Origin of the sequence: Streptomyces rimosus (assembly GCF_008704655.1) — a bacterium.
Classification (GTDB): Bacteria; Actinomycetota; Actinomycetes; order Streptomycetales; family Streptomycetaceae; genus Streptomyces; species Streptomyces rimosus.
Window position 1 is genome coordinate 6,841,525 of the sequence record NZ_CP023688.1, and the last position, 17,039, is coordinate 6,858,563.

General features: G+C 73.5%; 15 protein-coding genes. 6 read left to right on the top strand and 9 right to left on the bottom strand.

The window, feature by feature from the left end:
* Positions 1-156: 156 nt before the first annotated feature.
* The 4 genes from pelF to CP984_RS29925 all read left to right on the top strand — a co-directional run bounded on the left by pelF (position 157) and on the right by CP984_RS29925 (position 5,268).
* Complete coding sequence (pelF, locus tag CP984_RS29910) at positions 157-1,737, top strand: GT4 family glycosyltransferase PelF (RefSeq protein WP_003987430.1); 1,581 nt, start codon at positions 157-159, stop codon at positions 1,735-1,737.
* On the top strand, positions 1,734-3,197 hold the full coding sequence (locus tag CP984_RS29915) for a hypothetical protein (RefSeq protein ID WP_030180221.1): 1,464 nt from the start codon (positions 1,734-1,736) through the stop codon (positions 3,195-3,197). Before pelF ends, CP984_RS29915 begins: the two co-directional genes overlap by 4 nt.
* 509 nt (positions 3,198-3,706) lie before the next feature.
* On the top strand, positions 3,707-4,402 hold the full coding sequence (locus CP984_RS29920) for a spherulation-specific family 4 protein (protein WP_003982369.1): 696 nt from the start codon (positions 3,707-3,709) through the stop codon (positions 4,400-4,402).
* A complete protein-coding gene (locus CP984_RS29925; protein ID WP_003982370.1) occupies positions 4,399-5,268 on the top strand; it encodes an endo alpha-1,4 polygalactosaminidase in 870 nt (289 codons plus the stop codon). The genes CP984_RS29920 and CP984_RS29925 overlap by 4 nt, the downstream gene beginning before the upstream one ends.
* A gap of 20 nt (positions 5,269-5,288) precedes the next feature.
* Here CP984_RS29925 and CP984_RS29930 read toward each other — a convergent pair whose 3' ends face one another.
* Positions 5,289-5,486: a hypothetical protein gene (locus tag CP984_RS29930; protein WP_003982371.1), complete on the bottom strand. Its 198-nt coding sequence runs from the start codon at positions 5,484-5,486 to the stop codon at positions 5,289-5,291.
* Positions 5,487-5,523: 37 nt separating this feature from the next.
* Positions 5,524-6,279 (bottom strand): adenosylcobinamide-GDP ribazoletransferase, encoded by a 756-nt coding sequence (locus tag CP984_RS29935; protein WP_043977799.1) that lies wholly within the window; start codon positions 6,277-6,279, stop codon positions 5,524-5,526.
* A gap of 134 nt (positions 6,280-6,413) precedes the next feature.
* Here CP984_RS29935 and CP984_RS29940 point away from each other — a divergent pair, with 134 nt between their 5' ends.
* A complete protein-coding gene (locus tag CP984_RS29940) occupies positions 6,414-7,151 on the top strand; it encodes a hypothetical protein (protein WP_003982373.1) in 738 nt (245 codons plus the stop codon).
* Positions 7,152-7,228: 77 nt separating this feature from the next.
* On the opposite strand, the gene CP984_RS41545 is transcribed toward CP984_RS29940, so the two are convergent.
* The 5 genes from CP984_RS41545 to CP984_RS29965 form a co-directional block, all read right to left on the bottom strand.
* On the bottom strand, positions 7,229-7,924 hold the full coding sequence (locus tag CP984_RS41545; protein ID WP_003982374.1) for a hypothetical protein: 696 nt from the start codon (positions 7,922-7,924) through the stop codon (positions 7,229-7,231).
* Positions 7,921-9,687, bottom strand: a complete 1,767-nt coding sequence (locus CP984_RS29950) for a phosphatidylglycerol lysyltransferase domain-containing protein (protein ID WP_030180215.1) — start codon at positions 9,685-9,687, stop codon at positions 7,921-7,923. The genes CP984_RS41545 and CP984_RS29950 overlap by 4 nt, the downstream gene beginning before the upstream one ends.
* Positions 9,688-9,779: 92 nt before the next feature.
* A complete protein-coding gene (gene cobT, locus CP984_RS29955; protein ID WP_003982376.1) occupies positions 9,780-10,826 on the bottom strand; it encodes a nicotinate-nucleotide--dimethylbenzimidazole phosphoribosyltransferase in 1,047 nt (348 codons plus the stop codon).
* Positions 10,827-10,836: 10 nt separating this feature from the next.
* Entirely contained in the window at positions 10,837-11,631 is a 795-nt protein-coding gene (locus CP984_RS41550; protein ID WP_176564557.1) for a class I SAM-dependent methyltransferase, read from the bottom strand.
* Positions 11,632-11,863: 232 nt separating this feature from the next.
* Entirely contained in the window at positions 11,864-13,132 is a 1,269-nt protein-coding gene (locus CP984_RS29965; RefSeq protein ID WP_003982378.1) for a bifunctional adenosylcobinamide kinase/adenosylcobinamide-phosphate guanylyltransferase, read from the bottom strand.
* A gap of 498 nt (positions 13,133-13,630) precedes the next feature.
* Between CP984_RS29965 and CP984_RS29970 the strand changes: the two genes are divergently transcribed.
* Complete coding sequence (locus tag CP984_RS29970; protein WP_030683808.1) at positions 13,631-13,840, top strand: hypothetical protein; 210 nt, start codon at positions 13,631-13,633, stop codon at positions 13,838-13,840.
* Positions 13,841-13,991: 151 nt separating this feature from the next.
* On the opposite strand, the gene CP984_RS29975 is transcribed toward CP984_RS29970, so the two are convergent.
* The gene (locus tag CP984_RS29975) at positions 13,992-15,086 is read right to left on the bottom strand and encodes a S1C family serine protease (protein WP_030180212.1); all 1,095 of its coding nucleotides are present in this window, start codon (positions 15,084-15,086) and stop codon (positions 13,992-13,994) included.
* A gap of 15 nt (positions 15,087-15,101) precedes the next feature.
* Positions 15,102-16,949 carry an ABC transporter ATP-binding protein gene (locus CP984_RS29980; RefSeq protein WP_043977802.1) on the bottom strand — a complete coding sequence of 616 codons (1,848 nt, stop codon included), beginning with the start codon at positions 16,947-16,949 and terminating at the stop codon, positions 15,102-15,104.
* Positions 16,950-17,039 lie beyond the last annotated feature (90 nt).

Consider the following 17,039-nt stretch of genomic DNA (forward strand, 5'->3'; position numbering starts at 1 on the left):
GTGCCCGCATACGTCCCCGCAGTCCGCGCCCGCACGCCGCACCTGGCCGGCACGGCCGCCGGCCGCACCACCGCGCCCGCACGGTGCCCGCAACACCCGCGCCCGCGCGCCCCACACCGCTCCACCCAGCACCTATGTTCCCGGGGGGGATTTGCCATGAACGCAACCCTGTACGAGGTCGGCAGCCGAAGTCCGCGGCCGGACGACGCGCCACAGCCCGGCCGGCATGTCACCATGCTGACCGAGGGCACCTATCCGCACGTCCACGGTGGCGTCTCCACCTGGTGCGACCAGCTCGTACGGGGCATGCCGGAAGTCCGCTTCAACGTCATCGCGCTGACCGGCAGCGGCCGGGAACCGGTGACCTGGGACCTGCCCGCCAACGTCTACGCGCAGTCCTCCGTGCCGATGTGGGGCCCGCAGCCGGGCCGCCGGACCGCCGGGCTCCGGGGGCGCGAACGGCGTCGCTTCGTCGACACCTACGAGCGCTTCCTGCTCTCCATGCTCGACCCGCAGTCCTGCACCGACTTCGGCACCGAGCTGTACGCGCTGGCCGCGCTCGCCCGCGAGGGGCGGCTCAGTGCCGCGCTGCGCACCGAGACGGCGCTGCGTTCCCTGATGTGGATCTGGACCCTGCCGCACGTCGCCACCCGCGCCGCCGAACCCACCGTCCACGACGCGCTGACCGCCACCGACCTGCTGGAGCACGCGCTGCGCCCGCTGGCCGTACGGATACCGCGGGACAGCGTCGCGCACGCGGTCAGCAACGGGCTGGCCTGCCTGCCCGCGCTCGCCGCCAAGGAGTTCGACGAGGTGCCGTTCCTGCTCACCGAGCACGGCATCTACTTGCGGGAACGTTACCTCGGCTACCGCCGCGACGCGCAGCGCTGGCCCGTCAAGGCCCTGATGCTCGGCTTCTACCGGCAGCTGACGATCGAGAGCTACCGGGCCGCCGACCTGGTCACGCCGTGCAACAAGTACAACACCCGCTGGGAGGAGCGCGGCGGCACCCCGCCCGAGAAGATACGGACCGTCTACAACGGCGTCGATGTGCAGCTCTTCCCGCACGCCGAACAGGAGCCGGACGACCCGACGCTGAGCTGGGCCGGGCGGATCGACCCGATCAAGGACCTGGAAACCCTCATCCGCGCCTACGCGCTGTGCCGCGCCGAGGTACCCAACCTGCGGCTGCGGCTGTTCGGCGGGGTGCCGGCCGGCGGCGAGGCGTACAAGACCCGCTGCGAGAAGCTGGCCGCCTCGCTCGGTGTGACCGACGGGCTCAGCTGGGAGGGGCGCATCGACGACGTGGCCCGCGCCTACGCCGCCGGCAGCATCGTCATGCTCTCCAGCATCTCCGAGGGCTTCCCGTTCAGCCTGATAGAGGCCATGTCCTGCGGCCGTTCGACGGTCTCGACCGATGTCGGCGGGGTACGCGAGGCGGTCGGTGACACCGGACTCGTCGTACCGCCCCGGGAACCGGAGGCCATGGCCAAGGCCACCCTCGAACTCCTCAAGGGCGGCTGGGAGAAGCGCGCCGAACTCGGCAGCCGGGCCCGGCAGCGGGTGATCGACCAGTTCACGCTGCGCCGCTCGGTCGACGGCTTCCGCACCATCTACCGCGAACTCGACGGCGCGGACCGGCAGGCGCAGGAGACGCAGGAATCCCGGGAGGAGTGGACCCTCCAGCTGCGCGGCCCGTGGCGCGCCCCGCTCGCCGCTGACGGGGGCGGCTGGTGAGCGGACCCCTTTGGCTCGTACCGGGGGAGGGCAAGGACCGTACGGACGACCTGCCGGACGTGCCGCGTCCGCAGCGCCCGCAGTGGGCCGCGCCCGACCCGGTCGACGAACTCGCCGGCCGCATGGGCGATCTGATCGCCGCCGCCGTCCACCCCGACGAGATCGCCGCGATCATCGAGTCCGACGGCATGAGCGACGACCAGATCAAGCTCACCTACGGGCGCGAGAACTCCTTCGCCCTCGCCGAGGAACTGTACGAGCGCGTGCCGCGCCGCTACCCGGAGCCGGACCGCGTCCTCACCGACCCCTGGCGGGTCAGCCTGCTCGGCTGCCTGCTGCGCGCCCTGGTCTTCGCCCTGCCCGGCCTCGCCTACGTCGTCGGCTCCCACCTGCTGTCCGGGCCGCCGGACTCCCGCGGGCTGCCCGCCGGCACCCTCCCGCTGCTGGCGGGCGCCCTGGCCGGCTGGGTCTGGAACCAGGCGCTCGCCCACCGCGCGTACTCCTGGCTGGGCCTGGGCGAACGGTGGCCCGCCGCCCGCTCGCTGGCCGTCGGCGCGCCGCTGGGCGCGCTGTTCGGGGCGGGCGTCGCCTGGGCGGTCGGCGTCGCCGACGCGGACGCCCCCGGCGCGGTGGCCTTCGCCGCCGGCCAGGCGGTCTACCTCGGCGCCGCGACCGCGCTGCTCGTCTTCGGGCAGGAACGGTGGCTGCTGTGCGCGCTGGCCCCGGTCGGGCTCGGCGCCGCGCTGATGGCGGTGTACGTGCCGCCGGACCCCGTACGCGAAGGGCTGCTCGTGCTGTCGCTCGGCGCGGCTCTCGCGCTGGCCGCCGTCACCGTGTGGCGCTGCCGCAGCGAGCCCCGGCACGACGGGCCCGCGCCGCGCGCGGTGGCCTCCGTGCCGTACGGGCTCTTCGGCCTGGCCATCGGCGTCCTGGTGCTGCACACGGCGCTCGGCGACGTCCTGCGGTACGGGGCGCACGCCGAGGTCGCGGCGCCCGCTGCGGTGGCCCTCACGCTCAGCATGGGCCCGGCCGAATGGCTGCTGTACCGCTACCGCAGCCGGGCGGTGGCCGGGCTGCGCGCCAGCACCACCTTCGCCGCGTTCTGGCGCGCCACCTCCGGCGCGCTGGCCCGCTGCCTGGCCTGCTACCTCGCGGTCCTGGCGCTGCTCGGCGGCGTCGGGAGCGCGGTGTGGCGGCAGGGACCGCCGATGGACTGGGCGCACGCGCTGGGGCTGTTGTGCCTGGGCACGGTGCTGTGGACGGCGCTGCTGCTCCAGGCGTTCGGAGCGGTGCCGGTCGCGGCGGCGGTGTGCGGCCTGGCCGCGATCGCTCAAACGGTTCTCCTGGTGGCCGGGCCACTGTCTCCGGCCGTCGCGCAGCTGATCGTCTGCGGGGTGGCCGCGCTCGTCCTGGGCGGGCTGGTCTCGGTGCTGCTGGGGAGGGCCACGGCTCATCGCTGAGGAGGCGACAGCCGCTCGACGCTCGTACGGCGCGCCCGCACGTCCGGTACGGTGCCCGGTCCCCGCATCGCGGACCGACGGGCGGGCGGTCCCGTCCGGGGCTTCGTCCCCGGCCGGTAACCGGGGCCGGATCCGCGTGCCGTGGCCCGACGGAGGGGCGCTCCCATACGGACGGCCCCTCGCTGGTTCCGCGCGCCGTGGTCCGACGGAGGGGCGCTCCCATACGGACGGCCCCTCGCTGGTTCCGCGCGCCGTGGCCGACGGACGGGCGCTCCCGTACGGTCCCGCCCCCCGCCGGGTCCGCGCACCGCGGCCCGACGGGCGGGTGCCTCGGTCCGGGCCCCGCCCCTGGCCGGAATCCGGCGCCGGTCCCGCGCACCGCGGCCCGATGGGCAGGTGCCCCGGCCCGGGCCCCGCCCCTGGCCGGTAACCGACGCCGGATCCGCGTGCCGTGGCCGGTACTCGTATCCTCAGCATCTCGCCCCATTTCCGACAGGAGCCCACGAACCATGACCCGGCCGTCCTCGCGACAGCCCCGTCCGCCCTCCCGCCAGCTGCTGGTCCCCCTCTACGAGCACCCGGCCGAGCGCCCGGACGCCTGGCGGCGGCTCATCGAGGCGGCGCCCGACCTCTACGGCGTGGTGCTCAACCCGGCCAGCGGCCCCGGCACCGCCCCCGACCGGGACTTCGCCGAGGTGGCCCGGCGGTTACGGGAGGCGGGCGTACGCATCCTCGGCTACACCGACACCGACTACGGGCGCCGTCCGCACGCGGCCGTCGCCCAGGACCTGCTGCGGCACCGCGACTGGTACGGGGCCGACGGCGCGTTCTTCGACCAGGCCGCCGCCGACGCCGGTCTCCTCGCGCACTACAGCCGGCTGACGGTTGCCGCGCGCGCCGCCGGGGCCGGCACCGTCGTCCTCAACCACGGTCTCCACCCGCACCCCCGCTACCTCGACTTCGCCGACCTCCTGGTCACCTTCGAGAACAGCTGGGCGGCGTACGAGAACGCCGAGATCCCGGAGTGGACCGCCCACCACCCGCCCGAACGGTTCTGCCACCTCATCCACGGCCTCCCCGAGACCTGCGCGGAGGCCGCCGCCGAGCTGGCCCGGCAGCGCGGGGCCGCCGTGCACTGCGCCGTCCCCGGCACTGCGCCGCACCCCTGGGACGCCCTTCCCCCCTTCCTGGAGACCCCCCGATGACGTCCCCGCGCTTCCGCAAGAGACTGCTGCTCCTCCTCGGCTCGCTCCTGCTGGTCACCACCGCCTGCTCCCAGATACCGGACGGCCCGGACGGCAAGCCCAGCCACGGCGCGAGCCCCGGCACCGCAAGCCCGAGCAGCCCCGGCGGCGGCACGGGTACGCACAAGCCCATCTGGCGCCCCGAGCCCGGCACCGACTGGCAGTGGCAGCTGACCGGAAAGCTCGACCTGTCCGTCGACGCGCCCGTCTACGACATCGACGGCTTCAACCACAAGGCCGCCACGGTCGCCGACCTCCACAAGCGCGGCCGCAAGGCCATCTGCTACATCAGCGTCGGCGCCTACGAGGACTTCCGCCCGGACGCGCGCCGCTTCCCCAAGAACGTCATCGGCGAGGAGAACGGCTGGAAGGGCGAGCGCTGGCTCGACATCCGCCGCCTGGACGTGCTGCGTCCCCTGATGGCGAAGCGTTTCGACATGTGCCGCGACAAGGGCTTCGACGCCGTCGAGCCGGACAACGTCGACGGCTACAAGAACAAGACCGGCTTCGACCTGACCGCCGACGACCAGCTCGCCTTCAACCGCATGATCGCCAAACTGGCCCACGACCGCGGCATGTCCGTCGGCCTCAAGAACGACCTCGACCAGATCCCCCAGCTCGTCGGCGACTTCGACTTCGCCGTCAACGAGCAGTGCGCCGAGTACGACGAGTGCGCGGCCATGACCCCCTTCATCAAGGCCGACAAGGCCGTCTTCCACGTCGAATACGAACTCCCGGCCTCCCGCTTCTGCCGCACCTCCAAGCGCCTGGGACTCAGCTCCATGCAGAAGCGGCTGCATTTGGACGCTTGGCGGGAGAGCTGCTGAGGCCGTGGGAGGCGGAGCATCTAGAGAGGCCGGTACGCACTCCCGTCCGTCCCCTCCGGTAGCGCCCGGCTCAAAGTGACGTATACGGGACCGTACGGCGTCTCCAACCGCCACGCCTCCCACTGGTCGAGCTCCTGCGCGCAGTAGCGCCGCAGGAGCTCGCGAAACTGCTCCAGCTCGGTGTCGGACATGCGCTGGGGTTGGTTGTCGTGCGCCACGGGGGCAACTTAGGCGTAGGTGGGCCTGGTCCCGGCACTACCCCACCGCCAGCACCACCAGAACAACCACCCCCGTCACCTCCGCGATCGCGCCGAAGACGTCGCCGGTGATGCCGCCGAAGCGGTGGCGGCAGCGGCGTAGGGTCGCTTCTCCTGTGGCGAGGGCGAGGAGGGTGGCCAGGGTCGCGTGGAGGGCTTCGTGCGGGCCGTGGAGGGCGCCGGTGGCTGCGGCGAGGGCGGTTACCAGTGTCGCCGCTGCTGCCGCCCAGCGCAGCGGTACCGTGCCGGCCACCGCTGCCCCCAGGCCCTCGGGGCGGGCTGCCGGGACGCCCTTGCGGGCGGTGAGGGTGAGGGCGCAGCGGGCGGTGACGGCGGAGAGGGTGGCGGCTGCCGCGCCGTGGGTCCAGCTCTGTTCGTAGAGGTGGGACAGGGCGGCCACCTGGGCCAGCAGCGTGAACAGCAGCGTGATGACGCCGAACGGGCCGATGTCGGACTGCTTCATGATGCGCAGCGCGTCGTCGGCGGGCTTGCCGCTGCCCAGGCCGTCGGCGGTGTCGGCGAGTCCGTCGAGGTGCAGGCCGCGGGTGAGGGCGGCGGGGACGGCGGCCGTGGCGACGGCGGCGAGGAGGGGGCCGCTGCCGAGGAGGGTGAGCAGGGTGCCGAGGGCCGCTGCCGCCAGGCCGATCACCAGGCCCGCGACCGGTGCGCACAGCATGCCGCCGCGTGCCGCCGCCCGGTCCCAGCGGCGCAGCCGTACCGGCAGCACGGTCAGCGTGCCGAAGGCGAAACGCATGGCGTCCCCGAGGGTGGGGGAAGGCGGGGGGCCGGAGGAGGTGGCGGCGTCGTTCACCGCGGCAGGCTAACCCGGCCGCCGCGGACCGTACGGCGTAAATTGCCCCTATACGCGACAAACGGGGAGTGCGTGGCATGGGTCACTGGTGGTTCCGCAACATCATCGAGCCGGGGAAGCTCCCCCTGCTGCTCGCGCTCGTCTCCTTCGTGCTGACGTTCGCCGTGACCCGGGTGATCACCCGGCTGATCCGGGCCGGGAAGGGCCCCTTCCGCAACATCTCGCCGGGGGGCCTGCACATCCACCACGTCGTGCCCGGTGTGGTGCTGATGGTCATCGGCGGGTTCACCGCGCTGGCCGGCGGGCGCCACGGGTACGGGGCCGGGATAGCGGCGGTGCTGTTCGGGATGGGCGTCGGGCTGGTGCTGGACGAGTTCGCGCTGATCCTGCACCTGGACGACGTGTACTGGAGCGAGCAGGGCACCAAGAGCGTGGAGATCGTGATCGTCACGGCCGCGCTGGTGGCGCTGATCCTGGGCGGCGCGCTGCCGTTCGGGGTGAACGAGCTGGACCCCGAGGAGTTCCACAACCGGTTCCGGGTGGTGCGGACCGTCGGCATCAACTTCCTGTTCGCGCTGGTGGCGCTCTTCAAGGGGAAGGGGAGGCTGGCGGTGATCGGGGTGTTCGTACCGTTCGTCGCGCTGTTCGGGGCGGTGCGGCTGGCGCGGCCGAACTCACCCTGGGCGAAGCGGTTCTACCGGCGGCGCCCCAAGGCCCGCGCCAAGGCGAAGGTCCGCGCCTTCCGGCACGACCGGCGCTGGAACGGGCTGCGCCGCCGGGTCAACCACGTCATCGGCGGGGCGCCGAACTCCTGAAGGGGCCGCATTCCTGAAGGCGCCGCATTCCTGAAGGTGCCGCATTCCTGAAGGTGCCGAAACCTTTCGGGAGCCGTTCAGGCGCCGGCTCTGGCCCGCTGCGTCCCGCGCGGTTTGCGCCGGTGCAGCACCTCCCAGACCCCGCACAGCACCAGCAGCACCACGACGGCGGCGATGTGCTCCCGGCCCGCCAGGTTGTTCTTGATGAACACGATCTCGTAGACCATCGACAGCACCACCAGCGCGCAGGTGAACCACGCCCGGTAGACCCAGCACACGAAGATCCCGAGGCCCACCACGGCCGCCGAGGGCCCGGTGTCGTGGACGAACGCGTCGGTGGGCGGCAGGCCGATGGGGTTGTCGGGGCCGAGCCAGATGCCGATGCGCGCGTACATCGTCCCGGCCAGCGTGGCCGCGTACGCGATCAGCAGCGTCCGGGCCCGGCCCAGGCAGATCTCGCAGATGCCGAAGACGAGCAGGATCTGCGCCAGCGCGCCCCACACCGGCAGGTCCAGGGCGGGCACGAACAGCGACAGCGGTGTGCGCAGCAGCGCCAGCCACAGATGTTCGTCGGCCTGGACCGAGCCGATGTTCTGGACGAACTGATAGCCCCAGGACTGGTTCTGGACGATCTGGAAGAGGGAGGTGAGCAGGACGGCGGCGATCGTCATCGGGATCGCCGCCAGTTTCTTGGTACGCAACCCGGACCACAGGGTCCGGAACAGCAGGCCCCACTCGGCACGCACGGCGCGGCGCAGGACCGGCTCGCTCATCTCTTGGTCTCCAGGTGTTTGCGGTTGAGCCACTTCGGCAGGCCGGGCGCTTCGAGGAATCCCTCGGCGCGGGCGCTCGCGATGCCGATGCGCAGCAGGTCGGTGCTCTTTTCGAAGAGCATGTACCGGGGTTCCCAGATGGGCCGGTATTTCGCGTTCGCGCGATAGAGCGATTCGATCTGCCACCACCGGGAGAAGAAACTGAGCAGCGAGCGCCACAGGCGCAGCACCGGGCCCGCGCCGAGCCGCGCACCGCGTTCGAAGACGGAGCGGAACATCGCGAAGTTCAGCGAGACCTGAGTGATCTCCACCTCTTTCGCGCGCTGGATCAGCTCCAGGACCATGAACTCCATCAGCCCGTTGTCGGAGTCCCGGTCCCGCCGCATCAGGTCGAGGGACAGGCCCTGCTTGCCCCACGGCACGAAGCTGAGCAGCGCGCGCAGCTCGCCGTCCGCGTCGGTGCATTCGAGCATCACGCAGCGCCCGTCGGCGGGGTCGCCCAGCCGGCCCAGCGCCATGGAGAAGCCGCGCTCGGTCTCGCCGTCGCGCCAGTCGTCGGCCAGCTTCAGCAGCCGCTCCATCTCCGGCTCGGGGATGTCCGCGTGGCGGCGGATACGGACCGTGTAGCCGGCCCGCTTGACGCGGTTGTACGCCTGCCGGACGGTCCGCATCGCGCGCCCTTCCAGCGTGAACTCCTCCGTGTCCACGATCGCCTCGTCGCCCAGCTCCAGCGCGTCCAGGCCGTGCCGGGCGTAGATCGTGCCGCCCTCCTCGCTCGCGCCCATCACCGCGGGCGTCCAGCCGTGCGCGCGGGCCTCGGCGAGCCACAGGTCGATGGCGCCGGGCCACGCCTCGGGGTCGCCGATCGGGTCGGCGGAGGCGAGCGAGACCCCGCCGACGACGCGGTAGGTGACGGCGGCCTTGCCGCTGGGGGACCAGATGACGCTCTTGTCGCGGCGCAGCGCGAAATAGCCCAGCGAGTCCCGGTCGCCCTGCCGCGCCAGCAGGTCGCGCAGCTTCTCCTCGTCCTCGGCGGTGATCGGGTCGGTGCTCCGTACGGAACGGAAGGCCGCCCACAGCACGAGCAGCAGCAGGACCGTGCTCATCACGTTGATGACGACGTTGACCCAGTTCGGCGTGGCGATGCCGGGGAAGCGGGAGTCGTCGGCGGCGATGGAGACCAGCCGCATGACGCCGTAGCGCCAGCGTTCCAGGAACGTCGAGTGGCCGCTCGATGCGGTGTTGGCGACGGTGACCAGGCACGCCGCGAGCAGCGAGGTGACCAGCAGGCCGCCGAGCGCGACGGCCGCGGCCAGCTTGGGGTTGGAGCGGTCGCCCTTGGCGTAGAACTCCTTGCGGCCCACCAGCAGCGAGACGACGAACAGCAGCGTCACCACGAAGGAGAACCAGTTCTGTCCGTGCCGGCGGAACTCCGGCGCCGCCACCATCGCGAGCGCGAACAGCACCAGGAACAGCCCGGAAAGGACCAGGTTCAGTATCCAGGCGGCGCGCTTGCGGCGGCGCATCGTCACCGCGAAGAACAGCGAGAAGACGCCGGAGGCGAAGCCCGCGGTCAGCAGATAGGGAGTGAAGAACTCGTCGACGTTGTGCCGGCGGATGTCGTTGCCGATCGACACCCACACGGCACTGAGGACATTGATGAAGGTGACGGCTCGCAGATACCACACGGCGTACGCGGCGCCGCGCTGTGACCACCGACCGCTGGTGCGGTCCTCATCCGGGCTCAAGCGGACTTCTCCCATGAAACTTGATCATATGGGGGCGCCACCGACGCCCGGATCCGCTGGAATCCGGCCGTCCCGCGGGTGCGCGGGCCGGTGCCGACAGGCTCCGGTCAGTCGCGTACGGGCAGGTCTGCCGCCAGGGCCGCGGCCGCCTGCACCAGTGGCAGGGCGAGCAGCGCCCCCGTCCCCTCACCAGCAGTGACGCCGTGATCGAGCAGAGGGTTGAGCGCGATCCGATCGAGCGCCTTCGCCTGCGCCGGCTCCCCGCTGATCTGCCCGGCCAGCCACCAGTCCGGTGACCGGAACGCCACCCGCTGCGCCACCAGCGCGCAGGCCGCCGAGACCACCCCGTCCAGGATCACCGGGGTGCGCCGGACCGCGCTCTGCAGCAGGAAACCGGTGATCGCGGCCAGGTCGGCGCCGCCGGTGGCGGCCAGCAGCTCCAGCTGGTCGCCGAGGACCGGCCGGGCCCGGCGCAGCGCGTCGCGGATCGCCGCGCACTTGCGCATCCAGGCCAGGTCGTCGATGCCGGCGCCGCCGCGCCCGGTGACCACCGACGCGTCGGTGCCGCACAGCGCGGCGATCAGTGTGCTGGCCGCGGTGGTGCCGCCCACGCTCAGATCGCCCAGCGCGACCAGGTCCGTACCGGCGTCCGCCTCCTCGTCGGCGACCGCCATGCCCGCCCGGAACGCCTGCTCCGCCTCCTCGGCGGTCAGCGCGTTCTCGATGTCGATACGGCCCGAACCGCGCCGCACCCGGTGCCGGGTGACCTCCTCCGGCAGCTCCGCCGGGTCGCAGTCCACGGCCACGTCCACGACGCGCACCGGCACCCCGGCCCGGCGCGCCAGGATCGCCGCCGGGCTCGACCCGTCCAGCACGTCCCGTACGAGGTCCTTGGTGCTCCCGGCCGGGCGGCCCGACACGTCCAGCGACGCCACGCCGTGATCGCCCGCGAACAGCACCGCACGCGGCCGCTCGACGGGCCGTACCGGCACCTGCTGCTGCGTGGCGGCCAGCCACTCGCCGATCTCGTCCAGCCGGCCCAGGGCTCCCGGCCGCAGCGCCAGCCGCGCCCGGCGCTCCTCGGCGTCACGGCGCGCGCCGCCGTCGGGGCGCTCGATCAGGTGGGCGAAGTCATCGAGGTTCAGGGCGCTCATTCGGCGCAGATTACCGGGAACGGTGCCCGGCGGGCCGCTCCGGGTCGGCCGCGGCGCCTCCCGGCAAGCGGGCCGCGGCGGTCCGGCGGGCGCCGAAGCGGATCTCGGTGACCGTACGGGCGGGCGTGTGCAGCAGCGGTACGTACTGCCGCCACCGCGCCAGGCGCCCGGCGAGCGGCCCACGGCCGGGCGGCGGCACCTCGCGGACGGCGACGACGTTCGGATGTGCGCCCGCGATCTTCGGGAGGTCGGCGGCGTTCAGGCCCCAGCGCAGCGGCGGCGCGGCGGGAGGCGTACGGCCCGCGCACCAGCGGGGAACCGCGTCGAAGACCAGCGCGCCGCCGGGGAAGCGCTCCGCGCACGCCGCGAACAGGGCCCGTACCTCGGGCGGACGGAGGAACATCAGCAGGCCGCGTGCGGTCACCACCACCCCGCGCTCCGGCGCCCGGACCGCGTCCAGCCAGCCGGGACCGGTCACCGGGCAGGCGAGCGTCCGCCGCCGGGGCCCGTCCGGCAGCAGCATCCGGCGGACCGCCGCGGTCTCCGGCGCCTCCACGCTCAGCCAGTGCAGCCGCCCGTTGTCCAGCCGCCAGAAGGCGGTCCCCAGCCCCTCGCCGAGCGCGACGACCGTGGCCAGCGGGTGGCGGTGTACGTAGGCGCGTACGACGGCGTCGAAGCGGTACGAGACGGGGCACCCCGGGGCGTCCGCGGCGGCGCGCCACGGGGCGCCAGCGGCGGTCACCGGACCGGCCGCGGGGACCGGCGGGCCGCCCGCGCCGGTCACCCTGCCCTCCGTATCGGTCACAGGACAAGACCACCCGGCGCCGCGGGCGCGGGCAAGCGGACACGGGCATGGGACGGGCCGTGTCATCCGCGCAGCGCAAGCGCCGGCGGGGGTCGCGGGCTGTGTCACCGCGCAGTGCGAGTACCTGCCCGGTGATCGCGGTGTCGTCAGCGCGGTGCGAGCGGCTGTCCGGCGGGTGTGGGCTGGGTCATCCGCGTCGGCGCGAGTACCGGCCTGGTGGCTGCGGGCCGTGTCACCCGCGCAGCGCGAGCGCCTGACCGGCGACGACCAGCAGGACGTGTTCGCACTCGGCGCCGAACATCGCGTTGAGCCGGCCCAGTTCGTCGCGGAAACGGCGGCCGGACGCGGTGGCCGGGACCACCCCCGAGCCGACCTCGTTGCTCACCGCCACCACCGGGCGCCGGGTGCCGCGTACGGCCGCGACCAGCTCGTCCACCCGCGCGCGCAGCTCCCGCTCGCCGCCCGCCGCCCACTTCCCGTCGTCCCACGCGTCCACCTCGTCCATGGCGTGCGTCAGCCACAGGGCGAGGCAGTCGATGAGCAGCGGCGAGTCGTCCGGCGCGTCCGGTACGGCGCTGCCGACCGGGCGCTCCTCATGGCGGGCGCCGCCTTCGAGGAGCGGCAGCAGGTCGCAGGTCTCCGTCGTACGCCAGGAAGCCGGGCGGCGCTCGCGGTGGGCCGAGACCCGCGCGGCCCACTCGGTGTCCCCGTCCCGGGTGCCGCCGGTGGCCACGTACAGAACGTCCGGGAACGCCGCCAGCCGCCGCTCGGCCTCCGCCGACTTGCCGCTGCGCGCGCCGCCCAGCACGAGCGTGCGGCGCGGCAGGTCGGGCACCGCGTGGTACTCGCCGACCAGCAGCGACGTGCCGTCCGGTACAGCGCGCGCGCCCGCCGCCGCCAGCCTGCGGTGCAGCTCGGGGCCGGGCGGTACATCGTGGTCCAGATGGACGCCCAGCACATCGGTCGCCGCGTCCACGGCCCCGCTCGCCCGCAACCGCGCCAGCGCGTCCGGCCGCCCCAGCACGTCCAGCAGAACCATGTCGTACGGGCCGGAGCCGCGCCCGCGGCCCTCGCCCTCCGCCAGCCCGGCCGGCGCTGCGCCCGGCGGCAGATACAGCAGCCGCTCGCCCTCCGGGCCGCCGACCTCGTAACCGGTACCCGGTACGTCCACGGCGACGGCCCGCACCCGGTGCCCGTCCAGCAGCGCCAGCTCCCGGCCGTCCGCGACCCGCCCCGGCTGCGGCAGCCCGGCGGGCACCTCCATCGCGGGCCCGTCGTGCGGATGCGAGAGCAGCACCTGCCGTACGGCGGTCAGCGAATGCCCGGCGCGCGCGGCGGCGAACGCGGGGCCCGGGGTCAGGTCCAGAAGCAGCGCCCCGTCGATGAGCAGCGCGGTGGCCGCCCGCGCCTCGTCGCCGACGGCGGTGGCGCAGGCGGCACAGGGGCAGCCGGGGCGCGGCAGCCCCCGGGGGGCTCCGGTGCCGAGCAGAGTCAGTTCCACGCGCCGATTTTCTCCCGTCCACGCCGGCCGGGCGCGCGGGGGCCGGTCTCGACACGGCCGATAGGCCCTGTCGCCAAGCTCCCGCCTGCCCCGCGATTCCCCCGGCTACCGCTGGGAGGTGCCCCCAGGACGCACTCCCCACGCCTGCACGGCGCGGGGCCCCCACCGTTGTCGGGCCCTTCCCGGTACACCCAGTACCCGGAAGACCTTCCGCCTTGCGATCGGCTCGGCTTCCGAAGGACGGGTCGAAGAGCCGAGACGGAGCGCAGCGGGGTGCACCAGACGCCGCGGGGCCTGCCCTCCGGGCAGACGGCGGAAGCTTGACGACAGGGCCTAGGCTGCGGAACAGCACGTACGCGGGACGTACACCGCGCGTTGGCGGGGCATACGCCGGGCGTACGGCGCACCGGCGCGGGCGGGGGCGGCACGGCTTCCCGGCGCGCCCCGGTGCGGCAGTGGTACGCGACGAGCAGGCACTCGGTGGACCAGGAGGCGGACATGGTGTGGACGTGGCGGTTCGAGAAGGCCGACGGTACGGAGGTGGAGCCCGCGGTGCAGCCGGAGGACTTCACCACCCAGGGGGACGCGGAGTCCTGGATCGGCGAGGTGTGGAAGGACCTCCTCGACGGGGGCGCCGACAAGGTGACGCTCTTCGAGGACAGCACCGAGATCTACGGGATGAGCCTGCACGCGGAGGCGGCGGGGTGACCGGTTGACCGGTTGACCGGGCCGGCGGGCACCGGCCGGGGAGCGGCCCGGCCGGTGCCCGCAGTATCCGTACGGGTCAGTGCCCGCCGGAGCCATCCCGCCCGGGGCCCGCCGCATCCGTACCGGCCGGGTGTCCGCCGCCCCGACCTGCTCAGATCGTCCCGAGTGTGACCCGTACCGTCTTCTGCGCCCCGTCCCGGTCGACCGTCACCTCCACCTTGTCGCCGGGCTTGTGGCCCGCCAGCGCCTCCGACAGGTCCTGCATGGTGCGGACGGCGGTCCCGTCGAACTTCACGATGACGTCGCCCGCCTTGATGCCCGCCTGATCGGCCGGGCCGCCCTCCTTGACGCTCGCGACGCTCACCCCGGCGCCCTCGAAGTCCTGGCCGACGATGGTGCGGCCGGTGATGCCGAGCGCCGCGCGGCCCGAGTTGGTGACCTTGCCGTCCTTGATGATCTGGTCGGCGATGTTGCGGACGGTGGAGGCCGGGATGGCGAAGCCGATGCCCGGGGCCGCGCCCTCGCCCATCTGCGGGTCGGTGGCGGCCAGCGTGGGGATGCCGATGACCTGGTCGGAGAGGTTGACCAGGGCGCCGCCGCTGTTGCCCGGGTTGATGGCGGCGGAGGTCTGCACCACGTTGGCGAGGGTGGCGCCCGTGCCGCCGCCGCTGCTCGGCTCGCTGACGGTGCGTCCGGTCGCCGAGACGATGCCCTGGGTGACGCTGCCGGACAGCCCCAGCGGGCTGCCCATGGCGAGCACGATCTGCCCGATCTCCACCTTGGCGGAGTCGCCGAAGGTGGCCGGCTTCAGATCGCCCGGCGCCTTGTCGATCTTGATGACGGCGAGGTCCTGCTCCGGATAGGAGGCGACCAGCGAGGCGTTCAGCGAGCGGCTGCCCCGTGCCGTGGTCACCTTGGACGTTTTCTCCTGGCCGACGACATGCGCATTGGTGACGATGTGCCCGCGCGCGTCGTAGACCACCCCCGAGCCCAGCCCCTCCCCGGTGGTGATCTGGACGACCGACGGCAGCACGTCCTTCACCACCCTCTGATAGGCGTTCTGCAGGTCGGTGCTGACGCTGGGGGCCGCCGCCCTCGCGGGGGAGGTGGCGGGGGCCGACGACGGGGACCGGTCGGCGGAGTCGGGCGAGCCCGAACCGGAGCAGCCGGCCATCAGTGCGGTCGCGCACAGGGCGGCCGCCGCGGCGACCGCCGCCCTGTGAGGGGAAGTCGGTGAAGGCGTCATGCCTGGAGTGTCCCGTCAGGACGCCTGATTCGCCCGGTCATCCGGCGCCGTGGCGAGAAACTGCGTCGCCGCCAGCTCTCCGTACAGGGGATCGCTCGCCACCAGCTCCGCGTGCGTACCGATCGCGCGCACCCGTCCCGCCTCCATCACCACGATCCGGTCCGCGAGCGTGACGGTGGACAGCCGGTGCGCCACCACGAGCACCGTGGTCGTACGGGCCGCCTCCGCGACCGTGTCCCGCAGCGCCAGTTCGTTGACCGCGTCCAGCTGCGAGGTCGCCTCGTCCAGGAGCAGCAGCCGCGGCTCGCGCAGCAGCGCCCGCGCGATCGCCACCCGCTGCCGCTCGCCGCCGGACAGCTTGCTGCCGCGGTGTCCCACCGGCGTCTCCAGGCCCTCCGGCAGCCGTTCGACCAGGCCGTCCAGCCGGGTCCGGGTCAGGACGCGGGCCAGCTGGTCGTCGGTGGCGCCGGGCGCCGCGAACATCAGGTTCTCACGCAAGGTGCCGGACAGGACGGGCGCGTCCTGCTCGACGTAGCCGATCTGGGCGCGCAGCCGTTCCAGCGGCCAGTCCCGTACGTCCGTGCCATCGACCAGCACCCGGCCGCCGTCCGCCTCGTAGAACCGCTCCACCAGCCCGAAGACGGTGGACTTGCCGGCGCCGGACGGGCCGACGAACGCCGTCATGCCGCCGCCGGGCACCACGAAGTCCACGCCGTGGTGGACGGGCGGCAGGTCCGGGCGGTAGCGGAAGGTGACCCCTTCGAAGGCGATGCTCGCGGGCTTCGCGGGGGTGGCGGCCCCGGCGCCTTCCTGATCCCCTGCCTCCAGGGGCTCCGTCTCCAAGGGCTCCGTCTCCAGGCCCTCCGCCTCCGCCATCCGGGCGATCGCCGCCGACCCCACCTGGTAGGCGGACGCCGCCTCCACCAGCCGGGATATCGGGTCGATCAGGTAGAAGAGGTAGAGCAGGAACGCGATCAGGGTGGCGATGTCGGTGGCCCCCGAGGCCACCCGCGCGCCGCCGACGCCCAGCACGGCCAGGAAGGAGACCTGGACCGCGAGCCCCACCGAGGACATCGCGAGGGACTGCCACTTCGCGGCCCGTACGCCGCCGCGCCACGCCTCGCGCGCGGCCGCCTCGATGGCCGCCTCCTCCCGCCGCTCCGCGCCGGACGCCTTGACCGTACGGAACGCGCCGAACGTCCGCTCCAGCGCCGTGGAGATCGCTCCCACGGCCTCCTGCGCCCGCTTCGTCGCCTTGGATATCCGGGGCATGACCAGCCCCATGGAGCTGCCGATGAGCACGATCACGGCGACCGTCACCCCGAGCAGCACCGGCTCCAGCAGGGCCATGAACACGATCGCGCCGACCAGGGTGGCGAGGCCGGTCCCGGCGGACACCAGCGACTGGGTGGTGATCGCGCGCAGCAGCGTGGTGTCCGCGGTGACCCGCGACATCAGGTCGCCGGGCTTGCTGCGGTCCACCGCGGGCATCCGCAGCCGCAGCAGCCGGGCGACGAGCTGACGCCGGGCGGCGAGCACCACGGACTCGGCGGTGCGTTCCAGGACGTACGCGCCGACCGCTTCCGCCACGGCGCCCGCCACCACCAGCGCGGTCAGCAGCACCAGCAGCATGGTGATCGACTCGTGCACACCCAGGCGCTCGACCAGCGCCTTGGCGGCCAGTGGCTGGACGAGGCCGGCGGCCGAGCCGACCAGGGTCAGCAGCCCGCCCAGGGCGATGGCGGCGCGGTGCGGCCGGATGTGGCCGTACAGCACGCGCCAGGTCTTGCGGACGGGGAGGGAGGGCTGCGGGGGTTCCGCGTCGGCGGCGGCCGGGGCGGTTCTCGGGGTGTCGGTGCTCACGAAGAACAAGACGCGGGAGAGGGGCGATTACCTGTCTTTTACCCGTAGGGGATTTGGCACGGGCGGCTGGAGACAGGGGCGGGGCGCGCG